The 16,061-nt window shown below is 42.5% G+C and carries 17 protein-coding genes; 12 read left to right on the top strand and 5 right to left on the bottom strand.

Annotated elements, in window-relative coordinates:
• Positions 1 to 127: 127 nt before the first annotated feature.
• The 4 genes from LZP46_RS13600 to gmk all read right to left on the bottom strand — a co-directional run bounded on the left by LZP46_RS13600 (position 128) and on the right by gmk (position 3,939).
• The gene (locus tag LZP46_RS13600) at positions 128 to 511 is read right to left on the bottom strand and encodes a RidA family protein (protein ID WP_004809961.1); all 384 of its coding nucleotides are present in this window, start codon (positions 509 to 511) and stop codon (positions 128 to 130) included.
• A 121-nt stretch (positions 512 to 632) separates the two neighbouring features.
• A complete protein-coding gene (locus tag LZP46_RS13595) occupies positions 633 to 2,735 on the bottom strand; it encodes a RelA/SpoT family protein (RefSeq protein WP_236094108.1) in 2,103 nt (700 codons plus the stop codon).
• Between the two features lie 222 nt (positions 2,736 to 2,957).
• A complete protein-coding gene (gene rpoZ / locus LZP46_RS13590) occupies positions 2,958 to 3,239 on the bottom strand; it encodes a DNA-directed RNA polymerase subunit omega (RefSeq protein WP_236094107.1) in 282 nt (93 codons plus the stop codon).
• A gap of 76 nt (positions 3,240 to 3,315) precedes the next feature.
• The gene (gene gmk / locus LZP46_RS13585; protein WP_236094106.1) at positions 3,316 to 3,939 is read right to left on the bottom strand and encodes a guanylate kinase; all 624 of its coding nucleotides are present in this window, start codon (positions 3,937 to 3,939) and stop codon (positions 3,316 to 3,318) included.
• A gap of 134 nt (positions 3,940 to 4,073) precedes the next feature.
• Between gmk and ispH the strand changes: the two genes are divergently transcribed.
• The 12 genes from ispH (at position 4,074) to rplS (ending at position 14,881) form a co-directional block, all read left to right on the top strand.
• Positions 4,074 to 5,024: a 4-hydroxy-3-methylbut-2-enyl diphosphate reductase gene (gene ispH / locus LZP46_RS13580; protein WP_236094105.1), complete on the top strand. Its 951-nt coding sequence runs from the start codon at positions 4,074 to 4,076 to the stop codon at positions 5,022 to 5,024.
• Positions 5,025 to 5,187: 163 nt separating this feature from the next.
• On the top strand, positions 5,188 to 5,622 hold the full coding sequence (locus tag LZP46_RS13575; RefSeq protein WP_236094104.1) for a pilus assembly FimT family protein: 435 nt from the start codon (positions 5,188 to 5,190) through the stop codon (positions 5,620 to 5,622).
• Positions 5,623 to 5,640: 18 nt separating this feature from the next.
• Positions 5,641 to 6,126 (top strand): type IV pilus modification protein PilV, encoded by a 486-nt coding sequence (pilV, locus tag LZP46_RS13570; protein WP_179989822.1) that lies wholly within the window; start codon positions 5,641 to 5,643, stop codon positions 6,124 to 6,126.
• Positions 6,116 to 7,066, top strand: a complete 951-nt coding sequence (locus LZP46_RS13565; RefSeq protein ID WP_236094103.1) for a PilW family protein — start codon at positions 6,116 to 6,118, stop codon at positions 7,064 to 7,066. The genes pilV and LZP46_RS13565 overlap by 11 nt, the downstream gene beginning before the upstream one ends.
• Positions 7,063 to 7,761 (top strand): pilus assembly PilX family protein, encoded by a 699-nt coding sequence (locus LZP46_RS13560; protein ID WP_236094102.1) that lies wholly within the window; start codon positions 7,063 to 7,065, stop codon positions 7,759 to 7,761. Before LZP46_RS13565 ends, LZP46_RS13560 begins: the two co-directional genes overlap by 4 nt.
• An 18-nt stretch (positions 7,762 to 7,779) precedes the next feature.
• Entirely contained in the window at positions 7,780 to 11,535 is a 3,756-nt protein-coding gene (locus LZP46_RS13555) for a pilus assembly protein (RefSeq protein ID WP_236094101.1), read from the top strand.
• 10 nt (positions 11,536 to 11,545) lie between these two features.
• Positions 11,546 to 12,127 carry a type IV pilin protein gene (locus LZP46_RS13550; RefSeq protein ID WP_179989830.1) on the top strand — a complete coding sequence of 194 codons (582 nt, stop codon included), beginning with the start codon at positions 11,546 to 11,548 and terminating at the stop codon, positions 12,125 to 12,127.
• Positions 12,127 to 12,555, top strand: coding sequence for a type IV pilin protein (locus LZP46_RS13545; protein ID WP_236094100.1), 429 nt, complete (start codon positions 12,127 to 12,129; stop codon positions 12,553 to 12,555). Before LZP46_RS13550 ends, LZP46_RS13545 begins: the two co-directional genes overlap by 1 nt.
• A gap of 144 nt (positions 12,556 to 12,699) precedes the next feature.
• Positions 12,700 to 12,957, top strand: a complete 258-nt coding sequence (rpsP, locus tag LZP46_RS13540; RefSeq protein ID WP_178319388.1) for a 30S ribosomal protein S16 — start codon at positions 12,700 to 12,702, stop codon at positions 12,955 to 12,957.
• Between the two features lie 30 nt (positions 12,958 to 12,987).
• Positions 12,988 to 13,536 carry a ribosome maturation factor RimM gene (rimM, locus tag LZP46_RS13535; RefSeq protein ID WP_236094099.1) on the top strand — a complete coding sequence of 183 codons (549 nt, stop codon included), beginning with the start codon at positions 12,988 to 12,990 and terminating at the stop codon, positions 13,534 to 13,536.
• A 26-nt stretch (positions 13,537 to 13,562) separates the two neighbouring features.
• The gene (gene trmD / locus LZP46_RS13530) at positions 13,563 to 14,303 is read left to right on the top strand and encodes a tRNA (guanosine(37)-N1)-methyltransferase TrmD (RefSeq protein ID WP_236094098.1); all 741 of its coding nucleotides are present in this window, start codon (positions 13,563 to 13,565) and stop codon (positions 14,301 to 14,303) included.
• Between the two features lie 206 nt (positions 14,304 to 14,509).
• Positions 14,510 to 14,881, top strand: coding sequence for a 50S ribosomal protein L19 (gene rplS / locus LZP46_RS13525; protein ID WP_004809937.1), 372 nt, complete (start codon positions 14,510 to 14,512; stop codon positions 14,879 to 14,881).
• A 66-nt stretch (positions 14,882 to 14,947) separates the two neighbouring features.
• Here rplS and LZP46_RS13520 read toward each other — a convergent pair whose 3' ends face one another.
• On the bottom strand, positions 14,948 to 15,916 hold the full coding sequence (locus LZP46_RS13520; RefSeq protein WP_236094097.1) for a lipase family alpha/beta hydrolase: 969 nt from the start codon (positions 15,914 to 15,916) through the stop codon (positions 14,948 to 14,950).
• Positions 15,917 to 16,061: the final 145 nt, after the last annotated feature.

The following is a 16,061-nucleotide window of genomic DNA, read 5'->3' as shown; positions in this document are numbered from 1 at the left end:
AATTATTATCGTTTGTCAATAAAAATCATTTGAAAAGTCATTTATTGTAATTGGGTTTTTGAATAAAAAAATGCCACCTGATAGGTGGCATCGTTTATTTGTTTTTAAGTATTTGAATGATAATGACTTATGAGTTGATGATAACCACACCATCCATTTCAACCAATGCACCTTTAGGTAAGCTGGCTACACCTAAGGCTGCGCGTGCAGGGTAAGGTTGCGCAAAATATTCCCCCATAATTTGATTGACCAATTGGAAGTGAGATAAATCAGTCAGGAAAATATTGAGCTTGGCAATATCGGCCAAAGAGCCACCCGCCGCTTCGCAAACGGCCTTTAAGTTATCAAATACGCGGCGAATTTGCGCTTCAATGCCTTCCACCAATTCCATGCTGTATGGGTCTAAACCAATTTGACCTGATAAATAAACAGTATTGCCCACTAAAATGGCTTGAGAGTAAGTACCAATTGCTGCAGGTGCATTTTCAGTATGGATGACTTGGCGAGACATTGATTTCTCCTAAAATAATGTACGAACATCATAGACCATCCGACTGCATCACAGTAGTCTTATTGGTAACTAATGCGAAAAGTAGTGTCTGTACTGTGTAGGCGAATTGCCTTGCCAAGCCTTAACAAGCTTTGGCTTCTTCTGCTATGCTGATGGGACGTGCTAAACGGCTAATTCGTGGGAAACCGAAGCGCATACGTAAATCACGAATAATTTTGGCAATTTGCTTACGGTTATTCACCACAATATTCACATAGGTTTTGCCATCGTGGCTACGTACCATTTCTACTCCGGTTTTGGCCTTACGACATTGATAGATCAAATCGGAAATTTGTTCGTCATTCATATCCATATCAATGCTGAGATAAGCTGTAAAACTCACGTCATCTACATCTTCTGAAGTCCATTGTAGCGGCATGATATTTTCAGGATGCTGATGTTGCTCATGCAGTAAGTTGTTGCAACGCGCACGATGCACAATCAAGCCACGGCGTGACAAGTTACCCTGAATCGGATCGCCCAGTACAGGGTTGCAACAGTGCGCATATTTCACGTCAATGCCTTCTGTGCCCTGAATCAGGCGGTCAGAATGTTCGCTGCTGTCGTGATCGAGTGCGTAAATGTGATTTGCCACCAACTGTGGCAATAAATCACCGACTGCAATTTGCTCAAATAAACGGTCTTTAGAGTCAATATGACGCCATTGCAACACATTTAACCAATCGGCTTCAGTTAAGTCTTGAATCGAGTGATTAAATAATTTCAGCGCACGGTTAAGCGCTTGCTGACCCACCAAACGCTGTTCTTCAATATCCTGATCACGCAGAATATTTTGTAAGGCACGACGGGCTTTTTGGGTATTAATGAAGCTCAGCCAATCTGGGTTGGGTGTAGCTAAAACATCGGTAATGATTTCGACCACTTGCCCGCTGGTGAGTGGTGTGGAAAGTGGTTTGCTTTCGCCATTAATTTTTGTACCGACGGCATGGTTACCTAAGAACAAACTGGCTGCATAGGCAAAATCAACTGCGGTGGCGCCTTGCGGCAATTCATGTAAATGTCCGTGCGGGGTATAAACATGAATTTTCTCTTGGTGTAGATAATCCAGTAAATCGCTAAATGTAGTTTTAGCGCATTCACCATCAATCAACACGTTTAAGCTTTTCATAGAGGCTTGAATAGCAGAACGGCAGGCTTGCGGTGCGTTTTCACCCAAGACTACGCCAAAACGTGCGGCTTTACGCATCAATTCAGTTTGAATGGTGAGTGATAAGGTGGTTTGTTCACCTTTTAGACGCATCATGAGTGATTGGTTACCGCCTGGCAGAGGGCGACGGATATGATCTTCATAATGCAAGACCTGAAAGCTGTCACGTAAAATATCGGCCAAACGGTCACAGTCAGCAATGCTTTGTAAAATAATTTCAAACGCATGGCTGTGGGTCAGTTCTTGTAGATCAATATCGTTTTTAACAAAGTGGCGCAGTAATTCAATATTGTTATTTTTCTTTTTAATCCGACCTGCAATTTGATTGTCTTGTAGCAGATCGGCAAGGTTTTGTTCCCATCTGGATTGGTATTCACAGCGTTTTGGCTTGGTGTGTAAAAGGGCGGCTTGCACATCGTTATACATATCTAAATCAAGGTTTTGATAACACAGATGTTCAAGGTTATCCGCCATTTCATTCATACCCACAATACGTGCCATAGGTACAAACACATCAAAGGTTTCTTGGGCAATGCGTGCGCGTTTGTCTGGTCGCAGCGCATCTAATGTGGTCATGTTGTGATAACGGTCTGCCAGTTTCACAATAATGACACGTGGATCCTGTAAGGTGGCTTGCAGAATTTTACGGAACGAAGCGGCTTTGTTGTATTCCTTGTCGCTGGAATGGCTCAGCTTGGTTACACCATCGACCAGTTCAGCAACGGTACGTCCGAATTTTTCTGTAATGTCATCTTTGCTGTAGTCGGTATCTTCAATGACATCGTGCAATAGCGCAGCAATGAGCGTGTCGGCATCCAAACGCATGTGCGCCAAAATGCAACTCACCGCAATCGGGTGTAGCACATAAGGTTCACCACTTTTACGGGTAACGCCATCATGCGCATGCTCAGCATAATCACAAGCCGTAAGCACCTGTTCGACTTCACTTACGCTAAGGTAAGGTTCGATCATGGTTTGAAGCTGTTGTTTGGCTTGGCTGACCATCGTGCCTGGCATATAACACCCTTTAAAATACAAGTGATAACGAATTTACAGTTAGACCTTATAATGAAAAGCATATTGCATGACTTGTCAATTTTTTTCATGCCAAAATAGTGATAAATTTGGCACTAATAATTAGGGTCTTAATCCTTATGTTATAACGGTTTTTAGCGCAAGATTAAAGTTCAGACAACAAAAAAGCCTAGTAAAAAACTAGGCTTTTTTAGAAAGTTGCTCTTATTGGAAAGAAAAAACATCTAAATTCAAATTATTTGCAGAAAGTGCAAGGTCAAGACTCGAAGTTTGATAGTCTTGATCACGTTGTTTCAAAATGTCTTTAGAAACGTGACCTTCTGCAATTTCACGTAAAGCCACTACGGTAGGTTTGTCGTTGTCCCATTCTACGGTAGGTTCTATGCCTTGACGTGCCAATTGACGCGCGCGCTTGCTTGCCACTAGTACAAGCTCAAAGCGGTTGTCTACATGGTCTAAACAATCTTCAACGGTAACGCGTGCCATAAGAATTCTCGTTCGAATAATAAATTTAAACAGACTGTGCAGTATAAGGTGCTTTGCTTATAGACTCAAGTTTTAATCACGCGCTTGGCGGGCTAATTAACTTTTCAATCAAGGCTTGATGACGATGTGCCTGCTGCGCCGTCACCAAACGGTTAGCCGTAATCACTGCTTCTAAATCGTGCAGGGCTTTATTAAAGTCATCATTAATAATCACATAGTCAAAATTGACATATTGCTGCATGTCTTCAACTGCGCAGCCCAAACGATGCTCAATCACATCGACTGTATCGGTGCCACGGTTAGACAAGCGCTCACGTAAATCAAACTGGCTTGGTGGAAGAATAAAAATTTGCTTCGATTCAGGAAAAAGATTGCGTACTTGTTGAGCACCTTGCCAGTCAATTTCAAGCAACACATCGTGACCTTTGGCTAACTGCTCTTTAACCGTTGCTTGTGCGGTGCCATAATAATTGCCAAATACTTCTGCATACTCAATAAAACCGCCTTGTTCTACCAAGTCAATAAAATCTTGTTTTTGTGTGAAGTGATAATGCACACCATCGAGTTCGCCGGGACGCTGACCACGTGTTGTGTGAGAGACTGAAACGTGTAAATTATTCACACGCTCAAGCAGGGCTTTAACAAGGGATGTTTTGCCTGTTCCTGAGGCGGCAGAAACGACAAACAATAGACCCGACATGATATTTTTCCTGATATGATAAAATATCTTCTCTATTTTAGAGTAGACGCCCCTTAAACAAAATAGCCAAGATGGCTTTTGTTGGCATAAATTTTTAAACATCCGACCTATTTAACTTCAACATAGAGGGTTCTATGGAAATTGTATTGGCGAATCCACGTGGTTTTTGTGCAGGTGTAGACCGAGCAATTGCGATTGTAAATCGTGCCCTTGAGTGTTTTAACCCCCCTATATATGTACGTCACGAAGTAGTACACAATAAATTTGTGGTAGATGACTTACGCCAACGCGGTGCAATTTTTGTCGATGAGCTAGATGAAGTGCCCGATGACAATATTGTGATTTTTAGTGCACATGGCGTATCTAAAGCGGTGCAGCAAGAAGCGGAGCGTCGTGGCTTAAAAGTGTTTGATGCGACTTGTCCGTTGGTCACCAAAGTACATATTGAAGTCACTAAGTATGCCCGTGAAGGTACAGAGGCGATTTTAATTGGTCACGAAGGACACCCCGAAGTTGAAGGGACGATGGGGCAGTACGATAAGAAAAATGGCGGCGAAATTTATTTAGTGGAAGATGAAGATGATGTGGCTGCACTTGCGGTTCATCATCCAGATAAAGTGGCTTTTGTGACGCAAACTACTTTGTCGATTGATGATACTGCCAAAGTAATTGATGCCTTGCGCCAAAAATATCCGAATATTCAAGGGCCACGTAAAGACGATATTTGTTATGCTACTCAAAATCGTCAGGATGCAGTGCGTGACCTGGCCAATCAATGTGATGTGGTGTTGGTGGTGGGTTCGCCAAATTCATCTAACTCTAACCGTTTACGTGAACTTGCTGAACGTATGGGGAAACGAGCCTATTTGGTGGATAATGCCGACGAATTAAACCAAGCATGGTTTCAACCGAATACAAAGATTGGTGTAACTGCAGGCGCCTCTGCACCAGAAATTTTAATCAAACAAGTGATTCAGCGCTTGCAAGACTGGGGTGCAACTTCCCCTGAAGAGCTGGCAGGCCGCGAAGAAAATATTACCTTTAGTTTGCCCAAAGAGTTACGTATTCCTGTAACACAGGCTTAAGCTGCAAAGCATATAACACTTTAAAAAACTGATTAAAAATAGGCAGATAACCATTATATGACGGTTATCTGCTTTTTTATGCCTTTTGTCCTGAAGTGTGAGGGTTTTGTAAAGTTGTTGGTTATTATTTTTAATAGGGCAATGTCTGTGTCTTGGGGGGAGTATGCGAGAAAAAGAAAACGGGTTCACCTTAATAGAATTGATGGTGACGATTGCGGTGATGGCAATTATCGCGATGATAGCGGCTCCGTCTTTTATCCAAATGGTTCGGAGTAATCAATTGCGAAGCGATACCCGTGATTTTGTAGATTTATTGGCGGAAACAAGGTCTGAAGCGATTTTTAAACAGAGTGATCGGGTCGTAGCGTTGGATAGTAGTGTGGCAACACCTTTTAAAACTTGGGTGCCAACGCATGTCACAAAAACGAGTGGGGATAGCAGTGTGACTTTTAATCGTTTGGGGCAGACCAGTGTTTCCACAAACGGACAGTGCTTTATTTTTGAACACAGTAGTGATGCTGCGTTAAAAGCATATGTGTATGTACAAAAGGGTGGAACGGTTGTTTACAATAAAGCGGCAACAAGTTGTCCGACTTGAGGGGAAGGAATAATAAAAATGATGAAACGTCAAACGGGAGTTGGGTTGGTGGAGGTGCTTGTGGCTTTAGTACTTCTAAGTATTGCTGTATTGGGGTTTGTGGCATTACAAATTAGAGCCATCACGGCTAGCAACGAAGCGACGATGAATGTTCAGGCGACCAATATTGCCCGAGATTTGGCGGAGCGGATGCGTATGAATCGAACAGGGCTGGCGGGTTATGTTGCGAATACCGATACCACGAATTGCGCAACTGCATTTTGCTCCCCTGAAGATATGGCTAAATACGATTTTAGACTAGTAAGCAGCCGTGCAACTGACTTGGGTATGAGGATGAATGTGCTTAATTGTCAAGGGTCTACCTTAGTTCGAAAATGTATATATGTAGCGTGGGAAGGAACAACAGCGACCAATGGTACAAGTAGTTCTGATTGCACCAATGGTGCGGCTTATGTACCAAATGCGAAATGCATCATCATGGAGGTATATAACTATGGCTCATAAGCGATATACCTCAGGTTTCACCCTCATGGAGTTGATGATTGCTTTAGCATTAGGATTGTTAATTGTTGCAGCAGGTTTGGCGGTATTTTTGAGTAGTCAGCGTTCTTTGAATTTGCAGTCTGGCATGAGTGAGTTGCAGCAAAATGCTAATTTTGGTTTATCTTTAGTCACACATGATCTGCGTCATACCAATTTAAATACTTTATCCGAGCAAAAAGTAAATAGTCGGGTTATAGGTTCAGGCATTATTTTTAAAAAAGAAAATCTACCAACTGCATTGCAAGCAACACCTAATTTGGAAGCTGAATTTGTTACTTTGCAAAATAAGGATACTGACAACACCACAGGGAAAAGTGATCGCTTAACCATACAATACACGCCTGCAACAAGTACAATTTTTAACTGCGAAGGCGTACAGGTGACGAATGCGTCCTCGAAAACTATTGTGCAACGTTATTATGTGGCAGAAAGTCCACAACAAGTCACGGGTGAGCCGACCTCGTACTCGCTGTATTGTGATGCTGCTTCTTATGATGGTGCAGGGCTAGTCGGTTTAGATACCGATGCACAACAAATTATGCAGCGGGTCGATGCGTTTAAAGTACGCTTAGGGGTAAAAAATCCTGCGGGTCAGTTACGCTATATGACAATTGATCAATATATTACTGCGATGAATACGATCCGCACTGCTTGTGCTAGACCTATCGTGGAAGATACCTGTTCCAAAACCTATTTGAATGTTGTTTCTATGGAGATTGGCATTTTGTCTCGTTCTACGGGAACAATTGGTGCAGATGCAAATTTAAATACTCAAACCAGCTTTAATGTTGCTGGAACTCCAGTCACGCTTTCAGGGGATGTAGCAGTAAATAAGCGATATTTGCGTCAGGCGGTAAATCAAGTGGTCGCCATTCGTAATACCTTGGGAGCATCATCATGAAACAACAAAAAGGCGCAACACTCATTACGGTATTGGTCATTTTGATCGTTATCACATTACTGGGGACTATAGCGGTAAAAATGGGGATTGTGGGCTTAAAAATTGCAACTAATAGTCAGGTGAATGCGTTGTTGTTAGAAAACTCTGATTCAGCGTTGTTTAATATTGAAAACCCTGCTGAGGTTGAAAGACAACTGGCCTTGGATGGTATGTTTGCTTATTTTAACTCGGCTGCCAATGCTGAAGACGAACTAGTGTTTTGCTATCGTGCCGCACAATCATCATTTTTTTCACTCTCAAAAGCTAGTGCAATTCAAGTTGCTTCAGATGGAACCGTCACTACAACAAAGATTGGGATCGATGGTTATTGTAAAGCCAACCAGTTTGCAATGGGGCGTTCTGCAGTGTTGTCACAAGTGTATTTAACCAAGAGTTCTACGGTTTCTGCCCCTTTTGGTTCAGTTCCCAAGGGGACCAGTATCGGGCAAAGTAATGTTCCTGCAACCAGCAACAATATTGGTGCGACTGTTATTTCGGTATTACCAAGTTTTGCAGGTGCGACTACTACGCAAATAGAGAACTGTTTTAAGCAGCGGGCTTCGGCCGTGGGGGCATGTTTTGATGGGTTAGGTATTCCCTACAACATGCAGCATTCGGACTATACCGTTGGCGGTCAGCCGAAGTTGGTATCGTAAAGAAAGAGGATTGAAAAAATGAAAAAATTAAATCACAAAAATGCGCTTTCTGCTACGGTGTCGATGCTGATGACTTTAACCGTATGTAGCAGTGTGTCACAAGCCAGCGATATTGATATTTATAGTAACGCAACAGGTGGTAAAACCACCATTACGCTAATGTTGGATACCTCAGGGAGTATGAGTGAGTCACAGGTTGGGGGAAGTGCATGTGATCTTGCATCAGGCACATCTTATACAGCTGGAAATGAACCTTCGGGAACGACACCTGGTTATACCAAATATTTTTGTGCTGTAAATATCCCAGGTTCAAGTTCTCAGCAAAAACGTTACGACCGCCTCACTCGATTAAAAGATGCAATTTTTACCCTAATGGATAGTAACCAAATTGATTCAAATTCGGTAGCGATGGGGATAGGGCAGTTTTCTTCTCAAAGTGGTAGTAACAACGTGTATACCAGTGCGGATGGAACCAGTGGGAAAATAGTCGTTCCTGCTGCGCTTTTAAGCACAACACAACGTACAGCGATTAAAACAGCGGTTGCAAATTTACGAGGTAGTGGAAACACACCTACTGCAAATGCTTATGCTGAAGTGGCTGCGTATATGTTGGGTGAGACGACAGCAACAGGACATTCAAATTACCAAGGGTATTTTTTATTGACGGGAGGATATGCTGGTTATTATGCTATTTGCCAACAATGGAGTGGTACCACATGTACTTCTTGGGCTGGATTTTATTATCAAAGTGGCTTCACACCGAGTGGATATACAGCGGATACTACAGGGACTCTAAGTGGATATGCGGGACGTTATTATTTAGGCGAAAAAACTGATCGCGGTTTTGCTAAATCAGTGACTACATCTAAAAGTGGAGCTAAATATATTAGCCCATTATCCACCACCAATACGCAATGTGATGGTCAGGGTATTTACTTCTTAACCGATGGTCAACCGAATAGCTCATATGACCCTGTTTCGGTAATGCAAAAAGCTTTAGGGTCTACAGGGTCATCTTTCAGTGTTCCTACTACAGGAACGCTACCAGACGGTAGTCAGGGAGGGCATGGTATGCCCGCTGTTGGCGAGTTTGCCAAAGCATTACGTGATAAAACGAGAAACCCTTTAGGATTAGAAATTAAAACTGCGGTTGTTGGTTTTGGGTCAGTATTCAATGTGGATAGAATCGCTGATGCTGCAAAACCTGTCGCTCAGAGAGTTATACGCACTTTGGATTATATTAATAGTGCAGGTGTGCGTACCAATGAACAAAGAGATTATTATAATTGCTCACTTATCACAAATGTAGATGCCCAAAATGCTTGTAACTGGGGAGCTAAGCCGCATCCTGATTTACCAAGTAGTGTTGGAGGCTATGGGAATGGTGGTTTCTATTCTGCACAATCAACAGAAGATGTTGTACAAAGTGTGGTGAAATTTTTGGATGATGTTAAGCCTGAATTCGAGCCGATCGCCACAGGTTCGCCTACCCTACCACAAGACGCATTGAATCCACTACGCATTCAACCTTATGGTTATTATGGGTCATTTACACCGAAACCTCAGGAGTCTACTCAGCTTTGGGTCGGAAATATGAATAAATATCATATTTTTAACGGTGAACTATATAATGCAAGCAAAACTATTCGCTTAATTAAGGCAGATGGTTCGCTTGACGCAGCCGCCAAAGGGCTTTGGACTGACGAGGGCATGAAAGGACAATTGCCTTTGGGAATTACCACCATTGCAGCCAATGAAAAAATTGCCAACCGTACTCTTTATACCAATCGTGAAATTACAGGTACTGCGGCTCCGTATGCAGCAAGTGAAATCGGTTCACTGAAAAAAGTCAATGTGGAGACGCTATTTGGTACAGGTAGCACGGCATTGTTTGTGAACGACCCAGATAAAAATTATTGGTTGAACTTGCTTGGTTACAATGTTGCTGCAACAGAAACGGTGACTTTGGCCGACCTTATAACCAAACCTGAACTACGTCAGGTCGGTTCGGTTATGCACTCCACTCCTATTTTACTCACCCAGTCAGGTAAAATTTCATACACTTCTGGCACTATTGACACCACTGATCGTGACGATTACTTATTATTCGGTAGTACACAAGGATTATTGCATGTCGTACGGGCAGGCAAAAATGCAACTGATGCAAATCGTGGTAAAGAGGTTTTTGCCTTTGCGCCAAACGAAATGATGCAAAATCAAAAGAATGCTTTTCTATCTGAAACCAGTAGTACCTTGGGCAAAAATAACCTGTTCTACGGTATAGATGCACCGTGGACGGCTTATACCCAGTATGTTGCAAAAGCAGATGGAACATTGACCGTGAAGGATTCAGGTCGTGTTGCACAGAATGCCAGTGGTGATGATATTGCCATTAAAGGCTTGCAGTGGGTCTATGGTGGTTTGCGTATGGGAGGCAAAAGTTATTACGCCTTGAATTTATCTGACTTAGATAATCCAGAGCTCAAATTTCACATCGACCCAGCTAGCTCAAAAATTTATAAACCAAGTTCCACAACTACAGGTGTAACCGCTCTAAGTTATATGGGACAAAGCTGGTCTAAACCAACGATTGCCTATGTTAAATTTGGTGGAGTGAAAAAACTAGTCATGTTTGTGGGTGGTGGTTATGATGCTACAGGTGAGACTACTGCATGTAATGCTACGGGAGAAACTGCGGCTAAAAATATTGGTTATGAATGTGCCCAATATAATCAAACTAATGGTATCGGCGCAGGCGTATATATGTTTGATGCCAATAATGGCGACTTACTGTGGTGGACCAGTGCTAATGCAACAGCAGCAGGTGGTGCAGAAGCATTTACCGATGCCAGTGACCCTACTACAATTAACATGAAATATAGCGTCGTCAGTCAGATCAATGCGATTGATCGTGATAGTGATGGTTTAGTCGATAACTTATACTTTGGTGATTTAGGTGGACAGGCGTTCCGTGTCGACTTAAATAATGCGGCGACTGGTGCGGATGCGAGTGCTAAAAAAGCCAATTTTGCTAAACGTGTCGTTCGTTTATTTAGTGAAAATGTAACCACTGGTGCAAGTCCAAGATTCTACGAAATGCCAAGTGTGTCTATACATGACAGCGATGATGGTTATGTTGCAGCCGTTGCATTTAGCTCAGGGAATCGTAGTTCTCCATTATCAGGTGCGGCTGGTACTAATCAGGCGGGTTCAGAAACCAGTGCAACAGATGGTGTATTTGTTGTTTATGATAAAGACGTTGCTAAAACAGATCTTTATGCTTCTCCAACATTAACGACGCAAAATATTAGCTTTAGTTCTTTAAATACAAATTTTAGTACAGGCGTTCCAGTTACTGGAAATAGCGGTTGGAAATATACCTATTCAAGTACTGCAGGTGCTTATAAAGGAATGAATGAGCTGTATGCCTTAGATGGCATGTTGTATGTCAATGTGTTTCATCGTGATGGTACAGGTATTGGTGGTTCGTGTGGTGCAGGTGTCAAAGGTGACAGCTATGTCTATCAGTTCTGTTTGCCTACAGGAAAATGTCCATTTAATACAACCACATCTGGGGTACCGAATCGCGTTAAACTTGGTGCGGGTATTTTGGGTGCTGGTTTAGGTCAAGGACGTAGTAGTGCCAATAATACTGGGTTGATTGTAAACCGCCCAACCACGCTCAATTGTACCACTACCCCAAATTTACCTGAATGTCAGGAGTTTACCACCACAGCGAAACTTAGACAGTTACGTTGGTATGAAACTCGTTAAGGGGTAAATCATGAAAAAAACACATGGCTTCACATTAATTGAGCTAATGATTACAGTGGTGGTGGTAGCAATTATTGCTGCCATTGCCGTACCTTCGTATCAACAATATATGCGAAAACAGGATTTGGCGATTGCGAAACAGGAGGCCTTGCGTATAGCCAGCGAACTAGAACGCTTTAAATCCAAGAATTTCAGTTATAAGGGCTTCGACGCAAGTTATATCTATAGCTCTTATAATAATTCTACGGGAACCTTGTATCTTCCTGTTGGTTCAGCAGCAGCAGATGGTAAATATGTTTTAACTCTGGTAGATGCTGATTTGAGTACTCCGACAAGCGATACTAAAAAGCCTTTAACTGTTGTAAAAAGTGGGGGGGTTGAAACCGCAGATTCCCAGTCAGTTAAAGGTTTAAATTGGGCAATAAAAGTAGAGCGCTGTAAAGTAGGGGGATGTGCCGCTACCAGTGGTTTTCCGAAAGATCCTCAAAATTATGATTTATTACTGAGAGGTAATGGTCTACGTTGTATGACAAAAGTCAAAGATGTAGTGACAGGTTATGCAAATTGTGGCAGTTATAGCGAGTCATGGTAATGAAAAAATACTCTTTAGGATTTACTTTAATTGAATTAATGATTGTTGTCGCAATTATTGGCATCTTGGCAGCAATTGCTTATCCATCTTACACACAGTACAAAATCCGTACCAATCGCGCAGATGTACAAAGTGAAATGATGCAACAGGCACAACGTCTACAGAGTTATTACGTTATCAACCATAACTATACCAGCGCAACACTGGATAATGGTGCAACTACAAAGGATTACCCAACATCTAATCCTGTTTATAGCATTACACTGGTCCCGAATGGTCAAACGTATACGTTAACTGCAGAACCTAAATCTGGTACTGTTCAGGTGGGTAATGGAAGTGTAATTTTAGATAGTCAGGGAAGGAAGTGTTGGACTAAAACAACTACAGCTTGCGTTCCCTCAGCCACCTCCAACTGGGACGGACGCTAAATAAATTCAAACCTGTAGATAAACAGATTATTTACTTTTAATCAAAACAAAAATAACGTAGAATATCGCCCTCTATGAAAGGGGTTTGAAATGTTGCCGATGGTCGGTACAGGGATAATCCGTAAAAACTATAAGGTTGTTCTCATGGTAGTTATTCGTTTAGCTCGTGGTGGTGCTAAAAAGCGTCCATTCTATCAAATCGTTGTAACTGACAGCCGCAATGCGCGTGACGGTCGTTTCATCGAACGTATCGGTTTCTTCAACCCAACAGCTCAAGGTAAAGCAGAAAAACTTCGTTTAGATGCTGACCGTTTTGCACACTGGGTTGCTCAAGGTGCTCAACCGTCTGAACGTGTTGCTTCTTTAGCTGCTCAAGCTAAAAAAGCTGCAGCTGCTGCATAATTAAATGAATTAAGTAGTAGTAGGTAGCCCATGACACCAACACAGAATGTGCCCGAAGATCGTATTCAGATTGGACAGCTACGTTCAGCTTATGGATTAAATGGGTGGCTCTGGGTCTATTCCAATACAGAACCTATGAGCAACATATTTGACTACCTGCCTTGGTACATTGAAACCAAAGCAGGTTGGCAAATGGTCGATGTAAAACGTTGGAAACCACATGGCAAAGGCTTGGTGGTCAGCTTAAAAGGTGTGAGTGATCGCACTGGAGCAGACAACTTGGTCGGCGCAAATATCTGGATTTCAAAATCGCAACTGCCTCAACCAGGCGTGGACGAGTATTACTGGTCAGATTTAAAAGGTCTAACCGTGTTAGGTCTGCATGATGACGAACAGGAAATTAATCTCGGTCAAATCCACGAACTGTTTGAAACAGGTGCCAATGACGTGATGGTGGTTCGCGCAACTGCCGATAGCGTCGATGGTGAAGAGCGTATGATTCCATGGCATAAAGATGTGGTACAACGCGTTGATCTCGAAGCGGGTCGCATCTATGTCAATTGGGGCGTAGATTATTAATATTTTTGGAAATACGGGAGTCTGCGGTGTTTTTTGCAGTCATTACGCTTTTTCCTGAAATGTTTGAAGCGATTACACGTTTCGGTATTAGCGGACGTGCAGCAAAACGTGATCTGATGCAAATTCATTGCATTAATCCACGTGATTATGCTGAGGGCAACTACAAACGGGTGGATGAACGTCCATTTGGTGGTGGTCCAGGTATGGTGATGATGGCAGAGCCACTGGCAAAAGCAATCCGCCGTGCCAAAGAACTTGCACATGAAGCAGGAGCGGTCAACGTACCTGTGGTGTATATGTCGCCACAAGGTAAAACCTTAAACGAAACTGCAGTACAACAATTCGTTGAATATGATGGCTTAATTGTATTGTGTGGCCGTTATGAGGGTGTCGATGAGCGTTTGATCCAGAAATATGTTGATCAGGAATGGTCGATTGGGGATTACGTGTTGTCGGGTGGTGAACTACCTGCGATGGTGTTGTTGGACAGTATTATTCGGAGACTTCCAGGTGCTATGTCTGATGAGCAATCTCATGTGCAAGACTCATTTGTGGATGGTCTTTTAGATTGCCCACAATATACCAAGCCAGACCATTTTGAAGGTTTGGATGTCCCCGAAGTATTGAAATCGGGACACCATGCCAATATTGAAAAATGGCGGTTTTTGCAGCGTTATCAACGGACTTTAGAGCGTCGACCTGAGTTGATTGAAAAAGTTGAGTTGAGCAAGCAGCAAAAAAAATGGCTAAAAGATGAGCGAGGGTGAGTAAAGCATTGCTCTACCCGAGCGCAAGGCGAGAAGCTATGCTTCGAGCAAACTAAACTGCTTAATGTAAATTAAGTACTTAAATAGGCTCTTTATGTCTTGAAGCGGTCAAGCATAGAGGGAAAGTCAATCGGGTCTATGCGCTTTAGCCTCTATACCCAGTGGAAATCAGACCTCTTCTGACCCACACATATTGGAGATACCCCATGAGTGGTAAGCATCCTTTAGTACAAGCTGTTGAAAATGCACAGCTTAAGCAAGACATTCCAGCTTTTGCACCAGGCGATACAGTTATCGTTCAAGTAAAAGTTAAAGAAGGTGACCGTGAGCGTCTACAAGCGTTCGAAGGCGTTGTCATTGCGAAGAAAAACCGTGGTTTGAACTCTGCGTTCACAGTACGTAAAATTTCTAGCGGTATTGGTGTTGAGCGTGTTTTCCAAACTCACTCTCCAATCGTGGCGAAAATCGAAGTGAAACGTCGTGGTGACGTTCGTCGTGCTAAACTTTACTACCTACGCGAACTTTCTGGTAAAGCTGCACGTATTCGTGAAAAGTTACCAGCACGTAAACAAGGTTAATTTTAACTTTGCGTTACTGCTAAAAAATGCGCCCTTGAGGCGCATTTTTTTGTCTGATCGTTGAGTTTATAAACCTTGTAATTTTAAACGGTTGGCATGTTGACGATAGACATCGACAGGGTCTGGGGCAAAAATACTTTTTAAACCCAGCAGTTGGTTTACTTCATCTAAATGATTCCAATAGTAATTGTCACGAATGGTTTTACCAAATTTGGCACTACAGCGTGAAACCAGACCATCGTTATCACGACCCGCATCAATCAATAAACTGGTTGCCAGCATGGCTGAGTCTGGATCTAATAAGTTGGTGACTGCGGTATTGCCTGTAAATGAATAGAATTGAATGCCTTTTTCTTGATAAGCTCCCTCACCACAACTTGTCGTTGGCATACCCATCGGGAATTTGCGGTTAAATTGTGCAGAACCCGCCAAACTTAAACTGTTGGCACCTGCCAATGAGTCATGTGGATAGCTATTTGGATCTAAACCTTGTGCCCAAGTAATGGTTTTGGAAACCAAATTGACCATGTCGATTAATGGCTTTTCAAGTGGTGTGGCTTGTACTTTTAAAATAAAGTCAGCTACAGGCGAGCCTTTGTTAGGTGAACCGACCGCTGTCAGCGATGCGACTTTAGACGGCATCACGCCTGCAACATAACGAATAGTGGGCCCACCATGTGAGTGACCAATTAAGTTGACTTTGCTTGCACCTGTAATTGCAAGAATTTCATCGACTTGTTGTGCCAATTGTTCGCCACGAACTTCTGATGAGTTAAATGGAGATACGCGGGTTGCCCAAGCGTTAGCACCGTTACGTGCTAAATTGGGTAAAATTTGGTACCAATAATCGACACCTAACTGATCTCCACCAATATTGATAAAGCCTGCCATACCGTGAGTAAACACAATCGGATATTTGGTTTTGGCATAACTGGAGATCACGAAGTTAGATTTGACCTGTTCTGCATTGGATGCGTGCGCGGTACTGAAGGTACTAGCCGCAATTAAGCCTGCAATGAATAATCCATATTTCATATAACATCCTCTATTTTATTGTGCTTTCCTAGCATGACAATATCTATTGTCAAATATCATTATTCAGGAAATTTGCTAGATTGCAAGTTCTGAATGATTCATGGTTATTGAACTTCTTGCACTTGAGTTTCAAGCACAGGAAGAT

This window comes from Acinetobacter sp. SCLZS86, from assembly GCF_021560715.1.
Taxonomy (GTDB): domain Bacteria; phylum Pseudomonadota; class Gammaproteobacteria; order Pseudomonadales; family Moraxellaceae; genus Acinetobacter; species Acinetobacter towneri_A.
Note: the sequence above shows the minus strand (reverse complement) of the source record. Positions and strands in the feature narration are given on the sequence as shown.

Coding starts and splice junctions, on each gene's coding strand:
- LZP46_RS13600 (WP_004809961.1), bottom strand. CDS start 511: ATGTCTCGCCAAGTCATCCATACTGAAAATGCACCTGCAGCAATTGGT.
- LZP46_RS13595 (WP_236094108.1), bottom strand. CDS start 2,735: ATGCCAGGCACGATGGTCAGCCAAGCCAAACAACAGCTTCAAACCATG.
- rpoZ (WP_236094107.1), bottom strand. CDS start 3,239: ATGGCACGCGTTACCGTTGAAGATTGTTTAGACCATGTAGACAACCGC.
- gmk (WP_236094106.1), bottom strand. CDS start 3,939: ATGTCGGGTCTATTGTTTGTCGTTTCTGCCGCCTCAGGAACAGGCAAA.
- ispH (WP_236094105.1), top strand. CDS start 4,074: ATGGAAATTGTATTGGCGAATCCACGTGGTTTTTGTGCAGGTGTAGAC.
- LZP46_RS13575 (WP_236094104.1), top strand. CDS start 5,188: ATGCGAGAAAAAGAAAACGGGTTCACCTTAATAGAATTGATGGTGACG.
- pilV (WP_179989822.1), top strand. CDS start 5,641: ATGATGAAACGTCAAACGGGAGTTGGGTTGGTGGAGGTGCTTGTGGCT.
- LZP46_RS13565 (WP_236094103.1), top strand. CDS start 6,116: ATGGCTCATAAGCGATATACCTCAGGTTTCACCCTCATGGAGTTGATG.
- LZP46_RS13560 (WP_236094102.1), top strand. CDS start 7,063: ATGAAACAACAAAAAGGCGCAACACTCATTACGGTATTGGTCATTTTG.
- LZP46_RS13555 (WP_236094101.1), top strand. CDS start 7,780: ATGAAAAAATTAAATCACAAAAATGCGCTTTCTGCTACGGTGTCGATG.
- LZP46_RS13550 (WP_179989830.1), top strand. CDS start 11,546: ATGAAAAAAACACATGGCTTCACATTAATTGAGCTAATGATTACAGTG.
- LZP46_RS13545 (WP_236094100.1), top strand. CDS start 12,127: ATGAAAAAATACTCTTTAGGATTTACTTTAATTGAATTAATGATTGTT.
- rpsP (WP_178319388.1), top strand. CDS start 12,700: ATGGTAGTTATTCGTTTAGCTCGTGGTGGTGCTAAAAAGCGTCCATTC.
- rimM (WP_236094099.1), top strand. CDS start 12,988: ATGACACCAACACAGAATGTGCCCGAAGATCGTATTCAGATTGGACAG.
- rplS (WP_004809937.1), top strand. CDS start 14,510: ATGAGTGGTAAGCATCCTTTAGTACAAGCTGTTGAAAATGCACAGCTT.
- LZP46_RS13520 (WP_236094097.1), bottom strand. CDS start 15,916: ATGAAATATGGATTATTCATTGCAGGCTTAATTGCGGCTAGTACCTTC.